The 20,926-nt window shown below is 44.1% G+C and carries 22 protein-coding genes; 9 read left to right on the plus strand and 13 right to left on the minus strand.

What is annotated here, in order from left to right; genetic code table 11:
- Nucleotides 1-32 precede the first annotated feature (32 nt).
- Together BVG16_RS04585 and BVG16_RS04590 are read left to right on the plus strand one after the other, a co-directional pair.
- Complete coding sequence (locus BVG16_RS04585) at nucleotides 33-2,327, plus strand: hypothetical protein (RefSeq protein ID WP_078497377.1); 2,295 nt, start codon at nucleotides 33-35, stop codon at nucleotides 2,325-2,327.
- A gap of 72 nt (nucleotides 2,328-2,399) precedes the next feature.
- Nucleotides 2,400-3,236 (plus strand): hypothetical protein, encoded by an 837-nt coding sequence (locus tag BVG16_RS04590; RefSeq protein ID WP_078497378.1) that lies wholly within the window; start codon nucleotides 2,400-2,402, stop codon nucleotides 3,234-3,236.
- 1 nt (nucleotide 3,237) lies between these two features.
- Here the strand turns inward: BVG16_RS04590 and BVG16_RS04595 are convergent, their stop codons facing one another.
- On the minus strand, nucleotides 3,238-3,594 hold the full coding sequence (locus BVG16_RS04595; RefSeq protein WP_078497379.1) for a helix-turn-helix domain-containing protein: 357 nt from the start codon (nucleotides 3,592-3,594) through the stop codon (nucleotides 3,238-3,240).
- 189 nt (nucleotides 3,595-3,783) lie between these two features.
- On the minus strand, nucleotides 3,784-4,029 hold the full coding sequence (locus tag BVG16_RS04600) for a NifU family protein (protein ID WP_078497380.1): 246 nt from the start codon (nucleotides 4,027-4,029) through the stop codon (nucleotides 3,784-3,786).
- 78 nt (nucleotides 4,030-4,107) lie between these two features.
- Between BVG16_RS04600 and BVG16_RS04605 the strand changes: the two genes are divergently transcribed.
- Complete coding sequence (locus BVG16_RS04605) at nucleotides 4,108-4,341, plus strand: YuzB family protein (RefSeq protein ID WP_078497381.1); 234 nt, start codon at nucleotides 4,108-4,110, stop codon at nucleotides 4,339-4,341.
- Nucleotides 4,342-4,361: 20 nt separating this feature from the next.
- Here BVG16_RS04605 and BVG16_RS04610 read toward each other — a convergent pair whose 3' ends face one another.
- Together BVG16_RS04610 and mqnE are read right to left on the minus strand one after the other, a co-directional pair.
- Complete coding sequence (locus BVG16_RS04610) at nucleotides 4,362-5,423, minus strand: NAD(P)/FAD-dependent oxidoreductase (RefSeq protein ID WP_078497382.1); 1,062 nt, start codon at nucleotides 5,421-5,423, stop codon at nucleotides 4,362-4,364.
- Nucleotides 5,424-5,469: 46 nt separating this feature from the next.
- Nucleotides 5,470-6,576, minus strand: coding sequence for an aminofutalosine synthase MqnE (mqnE, locus tag BVG16_RS04615; protein WP_078497383.1), 1,107 nt, complete (start codon nucleotides 6,574-6,576; stop codon nucleotides 5,470-5,472).
- 297 nt (nucleotides 6,577-6,873) lie between these two features.
- Here mqnE and BVG16_RS04620 point away from each other — a divergent pair, with 297 nt between their 5' ends.
- Nucleotides 6,874-7,233, plus strand: coding sequence for a HesB/IscA family protein (locus tag BVG16_RS04620; protein ID WP_078497384.1), 360 nt, complete (start codon nucleotides 6,874-6,876; stop codon nucleotides 7,231-7,233).
- Nucleotides 7,234-7,325: 92 nt separating this feature from the next.
- Here BVG16_RS04620 and BVG16_RS04625 read toward each other — a convergent pair whose 3' ends face one another.
- Together BVG16_RS04625 and BVG16_RS04630 are read right to left on the minus strand one after the other, a co-directional pair.
- Nucleotides 7,326-8,003, minus strand: coding sequence for an LrgB family protein (locus BVG16_RS04625; protein WP_078497385.1), 678 nt, complete (start codon nucleotides 8,001-8,003; stop codon nucleotides 7,326-7,328).
- On the minus strand, nucleotides 8,000-8,377 hold the full coding sequence (locus tag BVG16_RS04630; RefSeq protein ID WP_144027294.1) for a CidA/LrgA family protein: 378 nt from the start codon (nucleotides 8,375-8,377) through the stop codon (nucleotides 8,000-8,002). Before BVG16_RS04630 ends, BVG16_RS04625 begins: the two co-directional genes overlap by 4 nt.
- A gap of 138 nt (nucleotides 8,378-8,515) precedes the next feature.
- On the opposite strand from BVG16_RS04630, the gene BVG16_RS04635 reads away from it, so the two are divergent.
- Nucleotides 8,516-9,418, plus strand: a complete 903-nt coding sequence (locus BVG16_RS04635) for a LysR family transcriptional regulator (RefSeq protein WP_078497386.1) — start codon at nucleotides 8,516-8,518, stop codon at nucleotides 9,416-9,418.
- 49 nt (nucleotides 9,419-9,467) lie between these two features.
- Here the strand turns inward: BVG16_RS04635 and BVG16_RS04640 are convergent, their stop codons facing one another.
- A complete protein-coding gene (locus tag BVG16_RS04640; RefSeq protein ID WP_078497387.1) occupies nucleotides 9,468-9,668 on the minus strand; it encodes a hypothetical protein in 201 nt (66 codons plus the stop codon).
- A 164-nt stretch (nucleotides 9,669-9,832) separates the two neighbouring features.
- Here BVG16_RS04640 and BVG16_RS04645 point away from each other — a divergent pair, with 164 nt between their 5' ends.
- A complete protein-coding gene (locus tag BVG16_RS04645) occupies nucleotides 9,833-10,498 on the plus strand; it encodes a YheC/YheD family protein (RefSeq protein WP_078497388.1) in 666 nt (221 codons plus the stop codon).
- 283 nt (nucleotides 10,499-10,781) lie between these two features.
- A complete protein-coding gene (sda, locus tag BVG16_RS04650) occupies nucleotides 10,782-10,910 on the plus strand; it encodes a sporulation histidine kinase inhibitor Sda (RefSeq protein ID WP_144027295.1) in 129 nt (42 codons plus the stop codon).
- Between the two features lie 364 nt (nucleotides 10,911-11,274).
- Here the strand turns inward: sda and BVG16_RS04660 are convergent, their stop codons facing one another.
- Nucleotides 11,275-12,279 (minus strand): NAD(P)/FAD-dependent oxidoreductase, encoded by a 1,005-nt coding sequence (locus BVG16_RS04660; protein WP_078497390.1) that lies wholly within the window; start codon nucleotides 12,277-12,279, stop codon nucleotides 11,275-11,277.
- Nucleotides 12,280-12,664: 385 nt separating this feature from the next.
- Here BVG16_RS04660 and BVG16_RS04665 point away from each other — a divergent pair, with 385 nt between their 5' ends.
- Nucleotides 12,665-13,861, plus strand: coding sequence for an NAD(P)/FAD-dependent oxidoreductase (locus tag BVG16_RS04665; RefSeq protein ID WP_078497391.1), 1,197 nt, complete (start codon nucleotides 12,665-12,667; stop codon nucleotides 13,859-13,861).
- Nucleotide 13,862: 1 nt separating this feature from the next.
- Nucleotides 13,863-14,108 (plus strand): hypothetical protein, encoded by a 246-nt coding sequence (locus BVG16_RS04670; protein WP_078497392.1) that lies wholly within the window; start codon nucleotides 13,863-13,865, stop codon nucleotides 14,106-14,108.
- Nucleotides 14,109-14,205: 97 nt separating this feature from the next.
- Here the strand turns inward: BVG16_RS04670 and BVG16_RS04675 are convergent, their stop codons facing one another.
- From BVG16_RS04675 to BVG16_RS04695, 5 genes are all read right to left on the minus strand, one after another.
- The gene (locus BVG16_RS04675) at nucleotides 14,206-15,333 is read right to left on the minus strand and encodes a Ger(x)C family spore germination protein (protein WP_078497393.1); all 1,128 of its coding nucleotides are present in this window, start codon (nucleotides 15,331-15,333) and stop codon (nucleotides 14,206-14,208) included.
- The gene (locus tag BVG16_RS04680; protein ID WP_078497394.1) at nucleotides 15,330-16,442 is read right to left on the minus strand and encodes a GerAB/ArcD/ProY family transporter; all 1,113 of its coding nucleotides are present in this window, start codon (nucleotides 16,440-16,442) and stop codon (nucleotides 15,330-15,332) included. Before BVG16_RS04680 ends, BVG16_RS04675 begins: the two co-directional genes overlap by 4 nt.
- On the minus strand, nucleotides 16,439-17,935 hold the full coding sequence (locus BVG16_RS04685) for a spore germination protein (protein ID WP_233146889.1): 1,497 nt from the start codon (nucleotides 17,933-17,935) through the stop codon (nucleotides 16,439-16,441). The genes BVG16_RS04680 and BVG16_RS04685 overlap by 4 nt, the downstream gene beginning before the upstream one ends.
- Before the next feature lie 547 nt (nucleotides 17,936-18,482).
- Nucleotides 18,483-19,817 (minus strand): DUF4129 domain-containing protein, encoded by a 1,335-nt coding sequence (locus BVG16_RS04690; protein WP_078497396.1) that lies wholly within the window; start codon nucleotides 19,815-19,817, stop codon nucleotides 18,483-18,485.
- Nucleotides 19,795-20,922 (minus strand): DUF58 domain-containing protein, encoded by a 1,128-nt coding sequence (locus tag BVG16_RS04695; RefSeq protein ID WP_078497397.1) that lies wholly within the window; start codon nucleotides 20,920-20,922, stop codon nucleotides 19,795-19,797. Before BVG16_RS04695 ends, BVG16_RS04690 begins: the two co-directional genes overlap by 23 nt.
- Nucleotides 20,923-20,926 lie beyond the last annotated feature (4 nt).

Genomic DNA, 20,926 nt, shown 5'->3' on the forward strand with positions numbered 1-20,926 from the left:
TGCAATAACTATTCTATTAAGGGGTTGAAATCTTGAATAAGTTAACGTTTACGAAGAAAATGACCGTGTCTACCATTGCAATATCTATGCTTGCGGTTTCGCTTGGAGGATTACCACTTAGTCAGAAAGGTTTCGCAGAGAAACTAAATTTTATTCAAACGGTGAATGCTGCGGATGTATCGCCGTTGTCGGCATCCCTATTTGAGCAAATAAAAAAGTGGTATGCTGCTCTTGCAGCTGGAGGTCCGCAGGATGTACAGGATGTAATTAGCTTGCGGGATGAACTGGCCCAGTTTGATTGGATAGCCAATAAAGAACTGATTGATCCGATATGGAAAAAAGTGATTGCTAAGCTTCCTGCTAATATCGATCAGGCGGAACTGAAGGCAAGTCTATCCCGTCTCATCAAGGCGATCGGCTCGATACAATCGATGGCGGATATCGAGGCACTTCGGACCAATCCTGAATTCCGAGCGACGCTGAAGCTGATCGCAGCTGCAGTTGGGGACGAGAACCTTAAAATGGATGATCTTTTGGTCTTCTTATTTGGTGACGGTGGGAGCCGCGAGGGTTTGGAAGGAAAAGTTAGCAGCAAGCTTAGCAAAATGTCAGTGATGCAATTGATACAATTAATAGGCAATAGCAAAGGGATAACGGAGATTGTACTACAAGCGATGGATCAACAACTCCGTGAACCAGATGTCTATAAGATCAGCTCGATTCTTAAGAAATTGGATATTTCATCGAAAGATATTAGAACGTTGGTGATGAACCTTCAGGCCAAACTTAAGAAGGGGGATGCCGCACTTCAGGCGTTAAGCTTTGCTTATCTACGTTCATCCACACAGGCATCAACAGAAATTAGTGAAAATGGACGTCAGCATGTATATCATTTGAAAATGTTTGGCGTGGATATTCCTTCTTTTGTATTGAAATGGTCGAAGGTATCGGGTAGCGAGCATGTGACGGTATACTCTAGTGGGATGGTCACGATCCCTGAAGGGGTTCAGAGCGGATCGGCCGTAATCCAAGCGAAGCTTGTTAGTCCAAATGGAGGACCTGCCAAAGTCATCTTCGAGAAAGAAGTGACACTGACAGATACTTCTGCTCCGGAAGAAAATGTGTTCCCTGTGGCGGAATACCTGAAACGACTGGAGAAGATTCGTATTGCGCTCGTTGCAGGAGGCTCTACTGATGTAAATAGTGTCCTGAAGTTGCGAGATGAGATTATGGGGCTTGATTTAGGAAAGAACCAGGCCTTGATTGATCCGATCTGGAAACCGATAGCGAAAAAACTTCCATCTTCCGTAGATCAAGCAGAGCTGAAGCGGAATTTGCTCCAGATGATGCAAGCGATCGGATCCCTTCCATTTGATGTAGAAGCGTCTCAGTTGGAGTCGATTCGAGCGAACCCAGAATATCGGGCGACGTTGAAAACGATCGCGAAGGTTGCTGGAGTTCCTACACTTACCGTCGACGATATCCTCATTATGATGTTCGGCGATGGCAAAGCTCACGGAGGCGTAGAAGCAACCGTTCGTAACACGCTAGCTTCTATGAGCTCGAAAGAATTAGCCAAGGTATTAAATAGCAAAAATACGCTAGCCATCATTCAAAGCACAGCATTGGCAAAAGTACTCAATGATACGAAGGGGTATACGCTAAGCAAGGCATTGTCGAATCTGGGTGTTAAACCGGCTGATGTAGCTACCGTGATACATCAAGTGAAGGATAAGCTTAAACATGAGGAGTCGGCCTTTAAAGCACTGAGTGCGGCATTTGTTCGCTCCGAAACAGAATCAACGGTTAAGATCTCTGATCACGGACGTCAGCATCTATATGGTTTGACAGTCCAAGGCGTAGAACTACCTTCCTCTAGCCTGAAGTGGAAGAAAGTATCAGGAAGCAAGGATGTTAAGGTAGATTCGAACGGTAAAGTAACCATTTCCAAGAAAGTTGCGACAGGAACCGCGGTGATTCAAGCATCTCTTGATAATTTCTTGGGAGGTAGCTCGAAGGTTATCTTTGAGAAAGAGATCACACTTGTAAACGACGATGCTGCGAATGATCCAAAAGTGTTGATCCAGAATATTCTGAAGTCATTCGAAGGTAAGTTAGCTGATATTAAAAAGAGATTCGATGCGACAACCATAGATTCGGAAAAGGTTCAGTTCATTCTAGAAGTAATTCAAGCTGGAAATGATAGCTTCGAGCAGATTAATAAAGTAGAAGGGCCTAAAGGGCTTAAGAACGAAGCCATTAATAAGGTGAAAAAACAGGTTAATGAGATGATTAATGTAATCATCGATAGTTTAATGAAATTCTAAACATGAGCCAACCCTCCTTGAAGAAGGAGGGTTGGCCTATTCCATATTTCACAAGAAAGTGGTGAGTGCATAATGATGGGAAAACAACGTATACGAAAAAAAAGACGCCGTCGAATTCAGAAACAGAACATTCCAATAGCGATTTTATCTTCGATTACAATTATATTGATTTTCGTATGGGGCGGACTGTACTGGAAGGAATCTACAAAGACAGCGCTCATTGATCCAACGGGAGAGTATGGATATAATTGGGAAGAGATGGAGGAATTACCTCAAATAGGTTCAAAGGATACAACGATCACACCGGTTGCGAGTGGCCAAGCAGGTGTACAACAAGTACCAGAAGGTGCTAAGCAGCCGGAAGCGGCCAAGCAGGAAATAAAGACAGAGCAGCCAGAAGCACCAACCAAGCAGGTAAAAGATAATGAGCAGCTGGAAGCAGCCAAGCTGACAAAAGGACCTGTGACGAAATCGAATGAGCAAAGCAAAGCGAAGTCAGATACGTCGAAGCAATCTGGAACATCAGACAGCATCGACACGAACTCCAAAACAAGTTCTCAGTCGGAAATCATAGCGTCTAAGGAATCTAAATATGAACAAGAATTGGTGAAGCTTAAGGCGAAAAGTATGAAGGATATGAATGTCATCTTAGAAGGAGCGGAGACGAGTATCCAGCAGCTAGATAAGACAAATCCTATCGAGGTTCAAGCTTGGCAAGACAAAATAACGAATGAGATATCCAATGCCGAATCTACATGTGAAAGGAATTATCTAGCTCTAATCCAATCAGCAGAAAAGGACTCTGTGTCTGCGAGTAAGATTGATGAGTGGACACTAACGTATAACGCGTTATACGTGAAGCTTCAAGATGAATCGAGAGCGAAGTTGCAAAATTTAATGGGGGAGTAATTTAATGATCCTTTGGTAAGCTGCGATCACGGATCACACGTTCGAGCAATACACGAATGAGGTCCAGATCGTCTTTTTCCAAAGGAATCCCATCCCAATGAAGTTGTTTGTAATTTAAATATTCTTTTGCATTATGATTTAATTCTTCTGGTGGCTCAGGATAATCAGTAAGCCCAAGAAGATAATCCGCTGACGTACGAAGTTTCCGAGATATAGTATGTATGGATTCTAATGTTGGTTGGCGGTACCCCGATTCATAACCTGCGTAGGTACTCTTTGCAACTCCAACGAAATCGGCTACTTCTTGCATGGTCAATTTTCTATCTTTACGCAATTGTTTAAGTCGCTTCGCGAACATCCCCAGGCCCCCCTCTTATACACAGAATACCACTTTCGTTAAGTGAGATACTTATGTATAGCCCATTCAATTAAATGCAACCATAATTATAGCATGTTACCTAGACGTGTGCACAATGAAGAGTAAATTAATTAATACCCAAAAAAATCCCCAGCCGTTAATAGGGCTGGGGATTTTAAATTAAAACATTTAGAATACTTGAACGACCTCTTGCACGCCTTCAACCTCTTCAACCAATGCGCGCTCGATACCTGCTTTTAATGTAATTGTGGAACTTGGGCAGCTGCCGCAAGCACCCATCAATTTCAATTTCACGATACCGTCTTCGACGTCAACGAGTTCAACGTCACCGCCATCACGTTGTAAGAACGGACGAAGTTTATCTAGAACTTCAAGCACTTCATCATACATGTTTGTCGTAGTATTTTCACTCATTTGCTTCAACTCCTTTCTCACCTTATTATAGTATAAAGAAGTTCAAATTTAAATGGCTAAACGAGTAGGTGACTTCGAATGCGTCCAATTATTGAATTTTGTGCCGGCAATATGCATCATGGAACCGATCACGTGATGAAGAACCTACAAGGCGATCCCGCCTATGAGGTCATTGAATACGGCTGTTTAGGGAATTGTGGTGAATGCTACTTATTCCCATTCGCATACGTTAACGGCGAGATTACAGCCGCAGAAACTGCAGATAAATTATATGATGCCATTATACAAATGATCCGTTCCTACGAACAATGAGTAAGATAAAAGCTTCGACCTTATCCGAAATGATGCTTGGATCTCCACAGAACGCCCATTTTCAATAAACGCGGCACTCTTCCTTTCATTGTACGATTACCCATAAGACCAAAACCAGATTTTTTACCCAGTGAACCAAGTGTTCCTTTTAGTTTCATCTGACCCAGCTTCGGCACTTCATTCTTCCATAAGGCTTGTACGACTTCTGCGACTTGTTCGCCTTGTGCTCCAGCAGCTTGAGCGCTAGGAGAGAAAGAGAGGCTGGCACAATCGCCAACAACGTACACGTCTTTGTGGTTCGGAATTTGGAAGTGATCGTTGAGCAGCACACGCCCTTGTTTATCTTTGGCCACATCTAAATCTTGAACGAGCTTCACGGGCTGAATTCCGGCGGTCCATACCGTCACATCACTGTAAATCACGCCGCTCTGGTGGATAATGCCGCCTTGTTCAATCTGCTGCGTTGAAATATGGGAGCTTAGATCGACATGATGTTCATGGAACCATTCCGACACGAAAGAGGACAGCTTTTCAGGAAATGCCGAGAGAACGCGAGGACCGCGGTCAATGATACGAATATTCAGATCCGGCCTGCTCTCACGAAGCTCTGCTGCAACTTCAACGCCGCTAAGGCCTCCACCCATAATATTGACATGTCCGTATGGTTTAATATCATTCAATTTCTGGTAGGTACTGCGCGTGCTAGATAAAGACTGGATACTCTCCGTAAATTGCTCAGCACCGGTAATGCCATGGTAATTGTCCGTACAACCAAGAGCGATAACCAGTTGATCATAAGGAATAACTTCTTCTTCGTTCAAATATATAAGTTTGCCCTGTAAATCGATGCGCGTGATATCCCCGTATTTCAATTCAATTCGCGGATCTGTCGGAAAGGCAACGCGAATCTGAAGATCAGATGCAGTTCCTGCTGCCAGTGCGTAATACTCAGTCTTTAGTCCTTGATAAGGCTGGCGATCAATTAACATGAGGGATGTATCTATTGGTAGTTCCCCTTCAAGCAATCGATTAGCAACTGCAAGGCCGCCGTAGCCTCCGCCCAGGATGACAAAATTTTTCATGAGTAACTCTCTCCCCGTATGCCCCGATTAAATGAGGGTGATGTTCTTATTCATATACTTTAATTTCATTATAGAAGGTATCCCGTTCAACCGGAATGCGTCCAGCACCTTTAATTAACCAAGTCAGTTCTGCACGAGTAAGACCTTCCGGTGTAAGTGCGCCAGCGGCATGACTGATACGTTCTTTTACAATCGTCCCGTGGGCATCCGATGCGCCGAACGTTAATGCCATTTGCGTGAGCTGCGTGCCAATATTAATGAAATAGGCTTTGATATGTTGAATGTTATCCAGCATTAATCGGCTGATCGCAATGGTCTTCAAGTCTTCAAAGGCCGAGTTCCGACGGCGAATATCAGCAGATTTACTCTTAGGCTGCATGGATAGCGGGATAAATACCATAAATCCGTTCGTCTCATCCTGCAAGTCACGAATTTGAAGCATATGGCGAACCCGATCCTCATGGCTTTCAATGGATCCGTATAACATCGTTGTATGTGTTTTGAGACCTAATTGGTGAGCAACGCGGTGTACTTCAAGATAGCGATCCACGTTTGCTTTATCGACATGCATTTTCTCCCGGTATTGATCGGATAGAATTTCGGCACCGCCGCCTGTTAAGGTTTGGAGCCCCGCATCCATCAATTGGCGCAGCACCTCTGCAATACTTAACCCGCTGATCCGTGTGAAAAAGTCAATTTCTGCCGCTGTATAAGCTTTTAGCGTAACATCTGGGTATTTCTCATGCAAAGCGCGAAGGGAGTCTACATAGTATTGGAACGGAACATGTTGATTATGCCCTCCTACGATATGGAACTCACGAACGCCAGGATGAATATGTTGATCGACATAAGCAATCATTTCTTCGGCTGACAGGGTATAAGCACCTTCATCGCCAGCGTCCTTGCGGAAGTTACAGAATGCGCAGCGTGACTCGCAGACATTCGTGAAATAAAGACTCATATTCTCGATAAAATATACTTTCTTCCCATTCTTTCTTAAATTAACTTCATTAGCCAGTTGACCAATGGTTAGAATGTCGTCACTTTCATACAAGTAAACGCCATCTTCAAGATCAAGACGCTGTCCATTTTGTACTTTCTCAATGATTTTCGCCATGCGTTGATCGGTACTGCTCGTTACCAAGGTAGACATAATTCTGATCCTCCTTATGTGATTAGAATTCCAAAGCGTTATACATCCTATGTTGCAATTTGTATGTGAATTTTCTTACAAGCTAGAACATTAAAGCCTAAAAATTTCATTAAAAAATGACCAAAAATTGTCCGGTCGTACACTCATTATAAACCTCCTGTCTGAGCTGGGCAAGAGAATGTGACAAAAAAAGTAAAACTGAAAGAGGGGGAGGTCGGTTCCCACTTGTGACGATTTGCGTAGTTATGTATACTGAAGATACAGTGAAAGTTATAGTTACTGAAGGAGGGAAATCCCATGATTCATATTAGTGATACAGCAGTTGAAAAAATACAAGAGATGCTTGCTCAGGAAGAAATCCCGAACATGTTCTTGCGTCTAGGCGTGCAAGCTGGAGGATGCAGCGGTTTTACGTACGGTATGGGCTTCGATGATGAGCAGCACTACGATGATAAAGTATTTGAAATTAAAGGCTTAAAGGTTGTTGTTGAAGGCGAGAGCATTCAGTATCTTGACGGTCTTGAAATCGATTTTGAAGAATCCGGCATGTCGGGTGGTTTTACCATCAATAATCCGAATGCAACAGCAACATGTGGATGTGGTTCATCGTTCCGTACAGCGAAGGATGCAGGTAAACCAGCTCCGGAACAATGCTAACGAACGCGATGCGAAAATAGAAAACCTCCTGGAAGGGTGCCGTCGATCAGCATCCAATCCAGGAGGTTTTTATTGTGAAGAAAAACATGGAGTTATAAGTAGGTCATTAACCAGGGGGCAATCCCTAGCGTCAAGAAAGCAGACAAGATCATGGAGATGGTTGCTATTGCCCCGGAGACGTCGCTAAGGTCCAAAGCTTTACGAGTTCCGGCGTTGTGTGCACTCGTGCCAAGCAAGACGCCTTTGGCGATATCATTGCGAATGCGTAAAGTTCGAATGACGAGCGGGCCGATCGTCATGCCAAGCAATCCCGTAATCAGAACGATGACCGCTGTAATGGACGAAATCGCACCAATTTGGTTCGAGACGACGATTGCGATCGCGGTTGTCGTTGAACGCAGCATGAGGCTCGACATCAAGGAGCTGTTCAAGTGAAGCAGGTGAGCAATACCTAGTGAAGCTAGGAATCCCATAACTGAACCGCCAAGCGTCCCAACGATCACTTTGACAGCATGCTGTTTCAGAACATTGAAGTTTTTATATAAAGGAACCGCAAGCGCAACCGTTGCTGGCCCCACCATATTCGTGAGCCATTTACCACCCGTGTTGTAAGCATCATAGGAGATATCTGCTTTGACAAGGATAAAGATCAGAATCAATGGCGTAACAAGCAGTGGAGACAATAGGACAATCGGTTTGATCTGATACAACCGTTTGGATCCCCAATAAATGAGGACGGTCAGCAATAAGTAAGCGATCGCTGTTATCATCCTTCATTCCGCTCCTTTTGGCGTCCGAATAACAAGGGAAGCATGCCTGCTGTCATCATGACGATTAGGGTACTTACGAGAATGACGACAAGTATACTCCAGCCATTGGTCATCATTAAATCTTTGAATTTGATAATCCCCGCAGCAGCTGGGATAAAGAATAACAGCATCTCAGCGAGCAGCCAATTGGATCCGCGTTCGATCCAGGTTAGCTTGATTACGCCAGTCTGTAGAAGAATGAAGATCAGGACCAGTCCTAATATACTTCCCGGTATGGGAAGATGTAAGGCCTGTGCTGCTTGATCCATAATGAAATATACCGCGTAGAGGAAGCCTATTTGTAATACAGCAATACTGAATTTTTTGATCGACATGGTGATCCTTCTCTCGTGCAAATATGAAATGTAAAGGAATGAAATGTTTTCATACAAAGTATACGGCTGTTAAGGCTATAGGTAAAATACATATGTAGAATGTCAGTTATTCCATTTTGGAATAGATGGGAGGAACCGATGGATATTCGTCATCTTCAATATTTTATCGAAGTGGCACTCACGGGGAGTTTTACCAAGGCTGCGGAAACGCTGCGTGTCAGTCAACCAACGATCAGTAAAGTGGTCAAAGATATGGAAGAAGAGTTAGGTATCTTATTATTCAATCGTACGGGAAAAAAAGCGGAATTGACGAATGAAGGTCAGATGATTTTTAACCAGGCCAAAGATATCGTGAATTCCTTCGATAACCTTTCGTCCGCATTAAGCCAAGCAACGCATTTGGTGAAAGGAAAGCTTCGAATAGGTCTGCCTCCCATGGCCGGAGCGGGGTACTTTCCAGAAGTGATTGGACAATTCCACGAACGTTATCCAGGGATTATGCTGGAGCTTATCGAGTACGGAGCTAGAAAAATTGCCGAGGATATTGAGAATGGGGCGCTTGATATCGGCGTTGTCTTATTGCCTACCAAACATGATGTGTATCATTCCATTCCGATTGCGGACGAAAAATTGAAGTTGATTGTGCATTCAGAGCATCGCCTAGCGGCACAAACGGAGGTCTCGTTATCGGAACTCGCAGCGGAAGCCTTTATTATCTTCCGTGAGGATTTCTCGCTGCATGAACGTATCATATCGGCATGTATCAGCTCCGGGTTCCAACCACGTGTGGTATGTGAAAGCTCGCAATGGGATTTTATTGGCAATTTAGTTGCGGCGAAGCTGGGGATCGCATTGCTGCCAGAGAATATCTGCCGTCAGATGAATCCGGAGCGAATTGCCACCTTGTCGCTTGTTCAGCCGGAAATTCCATGGAAGCTCGCGTTTATTTGGCGGAAAGATGTATATCTCTCATTCGCAGCCAAAGAATGGATTCGCTTCGTACAGACGATTTATCCAAACAAAGAAGGCTTTCTCCCATGAGGAGAAAGCCTTTAATTATGTATTTTCTATCACATCAGAACGTATTTTCTTATAAAAATTTCATATTCAGCATGGCGTAAATCATTCCTGTTGCCAGAACGGCAAAAGTGACGAATGCGGTACCGATACCGCGTTTACGATCTATCAACATCTTTACACCTACGATAAAGATGGCGATGGTCACGAGTGCCAGAATGATCGCCATGGCGTAATAGCTAATGGAGTATAGCCCTTGTACGAATTGTTCCACGATGCATGTGCCCCTTTCCTAAAATATGTAACAGATATCCTTATCATATCTTGAATTTTAGGATTTATCTATCTAAATTCAGGCATTCGCCGAGGACAAACATACAAGAGGTATGCCCTTTGATTGAGTATGTATATGTATACTCTTAGAAAGGGGATAGCGGAATGGCTGGAAGAAGGCTGGCTAACAAGTGGTTAAAGACTGCCGTGCTTTTATCCGACCCCACAATAGCCCAACATATACCTCAGACTCGACGGTATAATGCTGCCAATCTGAGATCTATGTTATCGCAATTCGGCATGGTTGTCATAAAACCAATTGTTGGCGGGGGAGGTTACGGGGTCATCAAAGTCACCAAGGAAGGGGGGACTTATGCGTACACGGCCATGTCACGTCGCCGCTCTTTCTCCAGTTTCAATGGAATGTTCCACGGATTAAGTGCAGTGAAGAAGAGACGCAAATACATTATTCAACGGGGTATACACCTAGCTAAAATAGGAGGACGGCCGATCGATTATCGTGTGAAGGTCGTGAAGGTTGGAAGTCAGTATTGGGAAGTACGTTCGATGGTCGGCCGTTTGGCGCGGCGAGGATTATTCGTGACGAACTTGTGCAAAGGCGGGTCGAGGTTAACAGCAGCTCAGGGAATAAGAGGATCCTTTTCAAGTAGTATGGTAAAAGTGAAAAAGAATGAAATGCGGCACTTAACGGTGTTGTCGACGACGAAGCTCGAAAGAAGGTTCCCTGGGTTAGGAGAACTAGGATTTGATTATGGAATCGACTTAAATGGTAAAATATGGATATTTGAAGTGAATACTCGTCCGCAATAAAGGAAGCTTCTTCTCTCTATCTACCATATTATATGATAGTTTTAATTATTGGTGATAGGCATTCTAATAGAAGTTTTTTATAGAGCTTTCCGGTTACAAGCCTGTGAATAACTATTATCCACATGTTAAATAGCGTGAAAACACGTTATTTTTAGGTTGTTAACAAATTACTCACAGGATCTCCACAAGTGTTTGTGGATAACCGGAACGCTTGTTCTCTTCAAAAGGAGCGTGTATAGTAGTAATCAACAACAGGTAAAATTAGTAAAAAGGAGCATGTGTCATGTCCATTCTATCTGATGAACTTTTGGTAGAATCGTATTACAAGGCTATTGAGCTAGATTTGGAAGTCGAGTTCATCACCTTATTGTTAGCCGAAATTCATAAACGTCAGTTACCCGTGTATATATAAAAAGCTTCAACTTCTCCGTACACCATCCATTAACTCCATTCATGAATCCGGCACTGGTAATAGCGCTGACATGGATCACAATACAGCAGATGCGTGCAGACGGACACGTCTTCCTGGGTTGTTTCTGACGTTGAGCTCTCGAGCACATCATCACCAGCGTATGGACTGTAGGGCCCTTCATAATCCTCTAATTTTCCATAATCAATCGTGACAAGTGAACAAGCAGGGCAAGTAATGTTGGATATCATAAGACCGTTACATAAAGGGCAATAATAAGACAAGGGTACCCCACCTCCGTAAGAAAATCTTTAGAAGGTAGGATACCCTTTATTGTTGATTCATATCATAGAATGATACGGACCGATTACACTTTCATGCTGCTGCTGTGTCCTGGGGACAATTTCGCACTTGGATCAACATATACTTTCGCATTGTTAATCGCCGTTGGTGCTTCACCGAACCCAACCGCAATCAGCTTCAATTTGCCAGGGTACGTGGTGATGTCACCCGCTGCGAAGATACCCGGAATGTTCGTCTCCATGCGTGTATCCACAACAATGGATCCACCTTCAATGTGGATACCCCATTCGGCAATTGGACCCAAGGAGGATACGAAACCGAAATTGATGATGACGGCGTCGACATCTAACGTTTGCGTTTCTTTGGTCTTCACGTCAGCAAGGGTCACTTGCTCAATGCGATCATCCCCATGAAGGCTAACGATTTCAGTCGGCGTGACGACATTCACTTTGGAAGCCATGAGACGCTCTACGCTGTGCTCATGCGCACGGAATTTATCACGACGATGAATCAGCGTTACTTGTTCTGCAATCGGTTCAAGCATAAGGGCCCAATCCAGTGCAGAGTCGCCCCCGCCGCTAAGCAGTACCTTTTGACCAGCAAATTGCTGCAGGTCGCTAACGAAATAGTGAAGATTTTTCTTCTCATATTTGGAAGCTTCCGGTAGCTCTAGGCGACGTGGTTCAAATGCGCCAACGCCAGCCGTAATAATAACCGCTTTGGCATAATGGACTTCTTTATCTGTAGTGATTTCAAAAAGACGCTCGTCTTTCTTCACCACATTTAATACTTTTTCTTCCAAACGAATATCGGTTTGGAACATTTTCATTTGCTCGCTGAGGTTATCGACAAGCTCTTGTGCAGTAACTTTGGGAAAGCCTGCTACATCGTAAATGTATTTTTCAGGATATAATGCTGCCAACTGTCCGCCAAGTTGCGGCATGCTTTCGATAAGTTTGACGGATGCTTGGCGCATACCTCCATAAAAGGCTGCAAACATACCGGCAGGTCCGCCACCGATGATAAGGATATCAACGGGCTCTTGAGTAGATAGGTTTTGTTGGTCCACAGGGGCACCTCCGAAATTTCAATTTAATTTGTCACATACTTTTTTTATTATAAGCCTCATTGATGTGGAATGAAACCTATTTTCAGTTGTTTTTGCAGTAAATTAACTTAATCGGGGTACAAAAAAAATTAAATGTAGAATTGTCGAAGTATTTTCGAAAAAAGCTTGATATTATGGATAAAAATAAGTATCATTTCAGATGGGTTAATAAACCAGTTGTCGAATTGTGACCGAGATTGTTACACTGCATTCATCACAAGTTGGAGACAATTGCGTATAAATTGGATAAACCACTAATTTTTTTGTATTTCAAGTGTAATTTTTCACAAATAATTTTGTCATTATATATAATAAATAACTTGAAGGATTGGATGGGATTAGAATCATGAGTAACATTCCAAAAATTGTGATCTTAGGAGCGGGGTACGGCGGTATTCTTACAGCTCAACGTCTCCAAAAAGAGTTGAACTATAATGAAGCAGACGTGACGCTTGTGAATAAACATGACTACCACTATTTTACCACGCATCTTCACATGCCTGCTGCAGGTACGGATCATATGGAAAATGCACGCGTGTCCATATCGAAATTAATCGATGAGTTCAAGATTGACTTCGTGAAAGCGACTGTATCACAAATCCGTACGCAAGAGAAGAAAGTATTGCTTGAAGACGGAAGCGCATTATCCTACGATTACCTTGTGATTTCTGTCGGTGGCGAGACGGAAACATTCGGCATCCCAGGTATGAAAGAATATGCGATGAGTATCCGCAGCATTAACTCCGTGCGTATGATCCGCCAACATATCGAATATCAATTTGCATCTTACAAACAAGACGAGAGCCGCCTGGATCGCTTGACTTTTGTTGTCGGCGGCGCCGGGTTTACGGGAATTGAATTTGTATCTGAGCTTGCGGACCGTATGCCTGAATTATGCAAACAATACGACGTAGATCCTTCCCTTGTGAAGATTTATAATGTAGAAGCTGCTCCAACTGCACTGCCTGGGTTCGATGCAGAGCTAGTTGAATACGCGATGAATGTATTGCAGAATAAAGGCGTTACGTTCAAAATCGGCACACCTATCAAAGAAGCTACACCTGAGGGCGTTATCGTTGGTGAAGGTGAATTGATTAAGTCAGCAACGGTTGTATGGGCTGCTGGTATACGCGGAAATCGTATCGTGGAAGAAGCAGGGATTGAAACCATGCGTGGCCGCGTGAAAATCGATGATTATCTGCGGGTTCCTGGTCAAGACAATATCTACGTGATTGGCGACAACTCGTTGATGTTCAATCCAGAAGGTCGTCCTTACCCGCCAACAGCACAAATTGCGATGCAACAAGGGGTTACTTGCGCGAACAACATCGTTGCAGCGATTCGCAACCAACAACCGGTTAAATTCGTATTCAGCAACAAAGGTACTGTAGCATCCCTTGGTAAAGGCGAAGCCATTGGTATCGTAGGTACGAAGAAATTCAAAGGATTTACCGCAGCGCAGTTGAAAAAAATGATCGATATTCGCTACCTATTCATCATCGGCGGCATTCCGCTTGTGTTGAAAAAAGGGAAGTTCCTATAAGATGCGACATTGCAGTGTACAAGTTCGTGGACTCCTGACGCGTGACGAATTGGATCGGTACAATGCATTGATGGAAGTTGGTTCATACCTCGAATCTCAGACTCGTTATGATTTAGCGTATCATGTGCAGCGCGAGGTGGATATGTTAATTCAACCAGCTATTGAACGTCTGAAGGAAAAGGGCCGTGCACGTGACCGGGCGACGGAAGAATTCCTTGAAACGTTGAATCAAGAAGATGAAGATTAAGATCAAGCCTGTTAAGCTTCGTGCTTAACAGGCTTTTTTGCGCATCTGAAAGCTCCCGGTTTTTTCCAGGGTCTTCTCATAGCCGTAGATTTCGGCTTTATTGCAGGACTCCGCTTCCTAAGATCTTTGTATGAACAGTAACATGGAACTCAGCATCCGATATGGCTTCAGGCCAACGATCTTTGATTTTCTTCCAAGCACGATAATGGTCAGCTCTCACATGCATACCGAACCCTACCGGATCGAGGTGATGAGTTTGTGTTTTTTTCAAGATTTCTTCGATTTGCTGCTTTATTTGTTCATTGATGAAACGCTGAACCTTTGGTTGTTGATTCTTCATTTGGAACGGGAAAGTACGTTCTGTAACGCTCGCATCGATGTTGAGGTCTATATGAAAGGTAAACTTGCCATTGTTAGCCGATGTTTTGATTTTTGTTTTGGATTTCACGACATCGATGCTGAGTTTTTGGTTAATGAAAGGAATTTGCTCCCCTGAATGAAGTTCCTGTGCTGGAAAGGTCAGAGTTGCTATATCCTTGTTTTCTTCAAGGAGAAATCGGAACAAGATCGTTTCTTGTAAGCCCAATTGGGTCACAAATCTGCCTTCCTTATCAAGCAATGCGGTTCCTCTAATTTCGATATCCTTATCTTTATTTATTAAGGAAATGTAAGGCGTTATTCCTTCTTCATTGAATTGTCGATGTAATCGCTGCATGGTCGTATCGACAGTAATATTCCGCCTATTGGACGTTCGGATTAACTTGGATACATACAGCGCAACCAAAGGTTCGTTCTCAGGATAGAAGTAAAAGATGTCTGAGAGAGGGACCTCGGCGGCACATATTCTCGCCGTAACGGTAGGTTCCGCAGTGCGAAACAAGTAATCTAGGGTAGCGAACCATCCGGGATACTCCAGAAGTCTTTTGCCAATAAGAATGGTTTGAACTTTCCCGCCTGTTGGAATTCCTGAAGACAGGGCATCAAAGTTGTTTCGGTTACGGCGGAGGGAATATGGGCTGACATCTTCGAATTCATCGGACTTCTTTTTTGCATCTTTATTAAAGACGGGGCTCGAACTGTATACAACCAGATGGTTGTCCTTATTTACATCTAGACCAACCATAAGAATGAGCGTTGCATCCTCTAAATACATATGGTCATAGCATCCCGGCAACATGGATAGCAACACCATAACCATGATGATTTTACACATTAGTTTTCTCATGAACTCGTTCTCCTGGGGAATATTCGGTCGAATAGGGTGGTATACATCCACAAGACAACAGGAAAAGCATAAGAAAGGATTAAGCCACAGGAGGTCAACATGTCGGTTAGGCGAGTCAATCTACTTTGAGTCCACACGATAAACGCTGCTGCAGTTATCAACAAGACAATGAAAATGATCAATAGGTAAGGTTCAAGCTTTGGGTTTCCTATGAGATTACTTGTGTTCTGAATGACAATAAAGATGGAGATGATCCAGGTCACCGAGATAATAAGAACATAGGAAGAGAGAAAGATTACATCCCAGCGATTGAGAAAATTAGGCTCAATAACTTTCAACAAACTAAGTGTTGGCCAGTTATATTTGACGATTTCCTGCTGCGAAAAGAAAACGAAGCATACAATCGTCACGATTAAATTTATGGTCATCGTTAATGTATTGGCCAAGATGATGCCGCGTGTCGCCAATTGTTTCGATTTCAAATACGGATACATCCAAAAGGCGATCTCAAAACCCAAATAAGAGAATATCGTTGTTCTGACGCCTAACAAAACAGGATACCAGCCTTCCTTGAGCACAGGCCGCAAATAATGCCAGTGGCTATCGTTAAGTGGGATCGTCAACACAACAATCATCCATATCGATATGTAAAAAATGATCTCCGCATATCTTCCAAGGGATCGGATCCCATAACGAATCAACTGATAGGTAGGGATGAGGATTAGTACGGTCAAGATGACGAGAGGTGTTTTGGGCAGCAGCCATACTTTGATAATTGTCAAAGCCGAAAATAAGATCAAGAAAGAGACGGACATGAAATAAAGGACAACGAACATCGTCCCTAATTTACCTATCCAAGTTCCGAAATAAATCTTAAACAGATCTGGCAACGTTGCGTCTGGATGCTTCTTCATGATTTGAATGATGAAGATACTTGCGATGACCGCAGATAGCCATCCGATAATAATCGATATCCACCCATCGGTTCCGGCAATCAGAGACAATTCCCGAGGAAGGGTCAAGAAACCGATGCCGACTTGCATGCCATGGATTAAGAAAACATATTGCATGAACGTGATTTGCTGCTTTGTCTTCGTTTTCGTATTCATGAATCTCCTTTTTCCGCCTTCGTTGGGCTAGGGGTCTGGCGTTCTAATTGTTGAGGATTCGAGCTGACAGGCCTTTTCTTCATCAACCATAAGGGCAACCGGATAACTGAGTCTTTCCAATCGGAGAACCTTACAGGGGAATAGGGGCTTCCGTATGGCGTTCCAAGGGAGTCAAGTGTAATAAGATGCACCATTAACATCATAAACCCGATGGTGATTCCGAAAATCCCGAAGAGTGAAGCGAGAATCATCATCGGGAAGCGGATGAAACGAATCGCAGCCCCCATATCATAGCTAGGTATAATGAAGGAAGAGATGGCTGTTGCTGCGACGATGATGACCATGATATTGCTGACAATGCCGGCTTGAACTGCTGCTTGCCCAATCACGATTCCGCCAACGATCCCTACAGTCTGACCTATAGGTGCCGGTAGGCGAATCCCTGCCTCACGCAGCATTTCAAGCGTGATCTCCATGAGGATCGCCTCGATGAATGGAGGAAAAGGGACACGTTCTCTGGATGCACCGATAGAAAGGATTAGATTAATCGGAATGATGACGTAATTGTAAGAGATGAGGGCAATATAAAGAGCAGGTAAAAATATGGCGATAAAAAAGGCTAAAAAACGCAAGGATCGAATAAACGATGAAACGATCCAGCGCGAACTGTAATCATCAACGCTTTGAAAGAAGGAATTAAAGGTCGTTGGACCAATTAATGCGATCGGAGATCGATCTACGATGATCGCCACTCTTCCCTGCAGAATATGAGAGGCGGCTGCATCGGGCCGTTCCGTCGCAATAAATTGGGGAAAAGGTGAAAAAGTGTTATCTTCGATGTATTCTTCGAGTTCCCCGGTGTTTAGGATCGCATCGACCTGAATATTCTGAATCCGTTCTTCCAGTTCAGTCAAGATCCCAGGGTCAATTACATCCTCTAAGTAGAGGAGCGTAACTGTTGCTGATCCGCGCTGACCTACTTTCATTTCCTTGACTTTAAGCTCCAGGTTGGGAATAAAGCGGCGAATTAATGCAATGTTCTGGCTGCCCGTCTCAACAAATCCCTGATGTCCTCCCTTTAAAGAGGCCTCAAGTTGAGGGTCCGAAATAGATCTTTGAGGCCACCCCTGGGTATCTAAAATGCTGGCATCATATTTCTTATCAATGAACAATACACTGCTGCCTAGCAAGATCGCCGAAATGATCTCATCCCATGATGCGGATTTCTTGACATGACTGATCGCCACAGCAGAAAGGACGCTTTTTTCATACATTAGCGGATAAAGTACATTGTTATTCAATGCATTCTTGTCCGTGAGGTTGGATAAGAAGAGGATCGCGGCTTGTTCTCCAGTTAATTGGATGGTAAATTGGCGGACCATGAAATCCTGGGAATCTTGAAATAAAGATTGAGCATACTGGATATTCTCTGTTAAGGTGGTACTTGGTTTAGTAGGACCCTGAGGGTTTGACCCGTTGTTGGATATAGGCATGGATATCATCCTTAAATTTATAGATTAGTTTCAGGATAGTATGCCCCGTGTAAAATACACATTATTCCAATATGCGAGATCTTATCCATGCAAAAAGCTGGCTTCCTAATCTGGAAGCCAGCTTCAGAGTGTCGATAAAGTCCAGAGGGCTTTTCGGCACTTTATTTTTGTGTGTGATCTCGTTTCGTAGAAGAAAAGTCAATTTAAAACGATCTATCACAATGATGAAGATGAATGAAGTTTGCTATGTTATATAAATCCAGTACAGGGTGGGGAAAAAGTAAGTGTTTGTGGTGGTGCTATATTGGATAAATCCACTAACTTCGCCGTTTTCAGTACGATTTCGCACTCTATACTGGATAAATCCAATAGAATGTGCTGAAAATGCCTCTAAAATGCTGATTTTCCCCCCTCTATATTGGAAACGTCCAGTATAGTTTCGGGTTTTAGTGCTGGTAGTGAAGCTATGTTGGATGAATCCAGGATAGGTCCGCGAAAAAGGACTGATGGTGTAGCTTTGTTGGAAAATCCATTTTAGGTACGCGAATTAGTTCTTTTTCTTCTGGTTTTGTTGAATAATGAATTCAACCCTTTCATTGGAGAGATCAGAATCGCTGTAACGAGCATCATTATAGGCGCGAGCCAAATCCTCTAAATCGGCTGCGTTCAACTTCGTATCCCACTCTTCCACTTGCTTCAGCGTCTCGCGCGGGGTGGACCCAGATTGCCATGGGAATCCTTTCGTTATCTCTTGCATGATGCGTTGACGATACAAGTAGCGGATACGGTCTCGATTGTTCGTCAGTTCATCATATCGAACTTCATGTCGACGAAATCGATGAATAAGCCGATCCCACGGCTGCGTCATTTGCCGCTGAATTGTATCCCATTTGAACAGACTGGATTGTTCATCTTCATAACCTGATGATGGCGAGAAGTCCTGTTTGCGCTTTAAGAACTGCTGGATCGAATGCCATAGCTTCGGGAACAGCTTCTTCAGCGCATAGCGCAGCCCGAACCATAATAGGACGATGATCGCAATGACGAGCGCAGTCCAGAAAAGGTACGTGAACACCTGCTCCAGCCATTTCAGGAACCGATTGGGCTTCCCGGCATCCCCCAGATCGAGCTGAGGCATGCTTGGCGGCGGAACAGGTTGTTCAGGAGCAACCTGCTCTTCAGGTGCAGGTCGGCGAAGAAGCCAAGCGATCGCCTGATGCAGGAAACGCATGAAGGAATCCATGAGATTTCCGAAAGTGACAGCGACAAAGAGGAATACGATCGTTACAATGCAGATCACATAGATTTGATTCCGACGCACGACTTCCTTAGGGAGCTGAACGGAATCATCGTATGTAATGTTGGCTCGATGTAAGATGCCGCGATTCATCGTGAACAAGGTTGCCACAAGTGTCCACATCCCGCCGACGAGTAAATGCGTCTGATAGGTTTGAATTTCTGGACGTATGGAAGAGATCGCAAAAACAACGAAATAGACGGCAAGTGAAATCCAATGCCATTGCATGCCGCCGCTCCACATGGGGGATGTTGATATCATCTGAACTCCCCGAACGAATAACACATACCCTATAAGGAATAGGAGGACTCTGGATAGGGAGATCGTTCCTGAGAGCGCCATGACAACCATCCATGGGATCATCAACAGGACGAGCCATAGATTGTCGCGTTTCCAGCGGAGGACTCCTTTGGCGACAGCACCGATAAATAGACAAGCAGGGAAGAGAAGAAACCAGGTGAGTGCATTGGACGCATCTGGAATGAGATAGATACATAGAAGCGCAAGGATGGGAAAGAGAAGCGCATACTCTACGACTCCACGGTAGGCCCATGTTAAGATATTACGCTTGCTTCGCATCATCATCAGCCTCCTTAGCTGCGGCAGAGGTTAAGGGGCGGACAGGAATTTCGATGATTTCAACGCCATTCCCTCGCATGCGCATGCGTGAGATCTTGTTCTCTACCTCTATTAATGGAATGGGGGTAATCAGAATAAAGTCAGTTCCTGAAGAGTCCTCCCAAGATTCTAGAAATGTATGGAACGAGCTGGAAAGCTCCAATTCCAATTGAGCCATCGTCTCGAACATATTCGTTAAATGATGGGATCCTGCGCCTGGCGGGAGAATGACAGCTTGCCCTTTTTGCAGGGACTTTGTCGTTCCGTTGCAAGCGAACCCTGTTTCGATGCCTTGGGTGACGGTGACATTTGCAATGGAAGCCGCGTACGAAAGGGCTCTTTCTACGGCTTCAGGCCGGGTAACCTTGGACCACATGCGTTCGGTTGTCTCGAAGTTGACCAGGATCATGAGCTTCCGGTCTGCCGTGTAGTCGAATTGGTGAACTTGAAGCTGGTTGGTGCGAGCAGTTGCCTTCCAATGCACGGATTTTAAGGAATCCCCAGGCAAATAAGGACGCACGCCTGACTTCCAGAAGGGATCTTCCAGCATCCAACGGCGTACCGTTATATCACCGATCCAGCTTTTATTGGAAAATGGAATATCTCGCATCGCAATAATTTCTGGAAACACGGTAAGCTCCAAATCTAGCGGAATCATGCGAACCGAATCAAAAACGCCAAATACGTCGCCGGCTGTCATGGTCGCACTTTGGAGATGGTAAATCCCGCGTGCGTTCACGGTAATATCATGTCTGCGAACGATTTGGGTGTATGGTTTGAGTGTGAATAAGCTTTTATGATTCTGCAATAATTCTCCCGCATGAATGTCGAGATTGGTCTGGTGTCCAAAGACAAGCGTACTGGAAATCATAGATTCCAATCGAACCCAAGGTACAGGCAGCAGCTTATCGTTGCCGATGGTTTCCGTCATCTCGACATGATCGCCGACGAATAGCCTTTGCTTCGTGAAACTTCTTGTATAAGTTACGCGTGCAAGCCCGCGTTTCTTGAAGATCCAACCTTGGAATCCCAATGCAAGAATTGCGAATAGAATCAGCCAATGCAGCGGCATGGCA

This window comes from Paenibacillus selenitireducens (assembly GCF_002021565.1).
In the GTDB taxonomy this organism is placed as follows: domain Bacteria; phylum Bacillota; class Bacilli; order Paenibacillales; family Paenibacillaceae; genus Paenibacillus_K; species Paenibacillus_K selenitireducens.

Coding starts and splice junctions, on each gene's coding strand:
- BVG16_RS04635 (WP_078497386.1), top strand. CDS start 8,516: ATGGATATTCGTCATCTTCAATATTTTATCGAAGTGGCACTCACGGGG.
- BVG16_RS04600 (WP_078497380.1), bottom strand. CDS start 4,029: ATGAGTGAAAATACTACGACAAACATGTATGATGAAGTGCTTGAAGTT.
- BVG16_RS04590 (WP_078497378.1), top strand. CDS start 2,400: ATGATGGGAAAACAACGTATACGAAAAAAAAGACGCCGTCGAATTCAG.
- BVG16_RS04645 (WP_078497388.1), top strand. CDS start 9,833: ATGGCTGGAAGAAGGCTGGCTAACAAGTGGTTAAAGACTGCCGTGCTT.
- BVG16_RS04695 (WP_078497397.1), bottom strand. CDS start 20,922: ATGCCGCTGCATTGGCTGATTCTATTCGCAATTCTTGCATTGGGATTC.
- BVG16_RS04675 (WP_078497393.1), bottom strand. CDS start 15,333: ATGAGAAAACTAATGTGTAAAATCATCATGGTTATGGTGTTGCTATCC.
- BVG16_RS04610 (WP_078497382.1), bottom strand. CDS start 5,423: ATGAAAAATTTTGTCATCCTGGGCGGAGGCTACGGCGGCCTTGCAGTT.
- mqnE (WP_078497383.1), bottom strand. CDS start 6,576: ATGTCTACCTTGGTAACGAGCAGTACCGATCAACGCATGGCGAAAATC.
- BVG16_RS04605 (WP_078497381.1), top strand. CDS start 4,108: ATGCGTCCAATTATTGAATTTTGTGCCGGCAATATGCATCATGGAACC.
- BVG16_RS04625 (WP_078497385.1), bottom strand. CDS start 8,003: ATGATAACAGCGATCGCTTACTTATTGCTGACCGTCCTCATTTATTGG.
- BVG16_RS04665 (WP_078497391.1), top strand. CDS start 12,665: ATGAGTAACATTCCAAAAATTGTGATCTTAGGAGCGGGGTACGGCGGT.
- BVG16_RS04670 (WP_078497392.1), top strand. CDS start 13,863: ATGCGACATTGCAGTGTACAAGTTCGTGGACTCCTGACGCGTGACGAA.
- BVG16_RS04680 (WP_078497394.1), bottom strand. CDS start 16,442: ATGAATACGAAAACGAAGACAAAGCAGCAAATCACGTTCATGCAATAT.
- BVG16_RS04690 (WP_078497396.1), bottom strand. CDS start 19,817: ATGATGATGCGAAGCAAGCGTAATATCTTAACATGGGCCTACCGTGGA.
- BVG16_RS04595 (WP_078497379.1), bottom strand. CDS start 3,594: ATGTTCGCGAAGCGACTTAAACAATTGCGTAAAGATAGAAAATTGACC.
- sda (WP_144027295.1), top strand. CDS start 10,782: ATGTCCATTCTATCTGATGAACTTTTGGTAGAATCGTATTACAAGGCT.
- BVG16_RS04685 (WP_233146889.1), bottom strand. CDS start 17,935: ATGCCTATATCCAACAACGGGTCAAACCCTCAGGGTCCTACTAAACCA.
- BVG16_RS04630 (WP_144027294.1), bottom strand. CDS start 8,377: ATGTCGATCAAAAAATTCAGTATTGCTGTATTACAAATAGGCTTCCTC.
- BVG16_RS04620 (WP_078497384.1), top strand. CDS start 6,874: ATGATTCATATTAGTGATACAGCAGTTGAAAAAATACAAGAGATGCTT.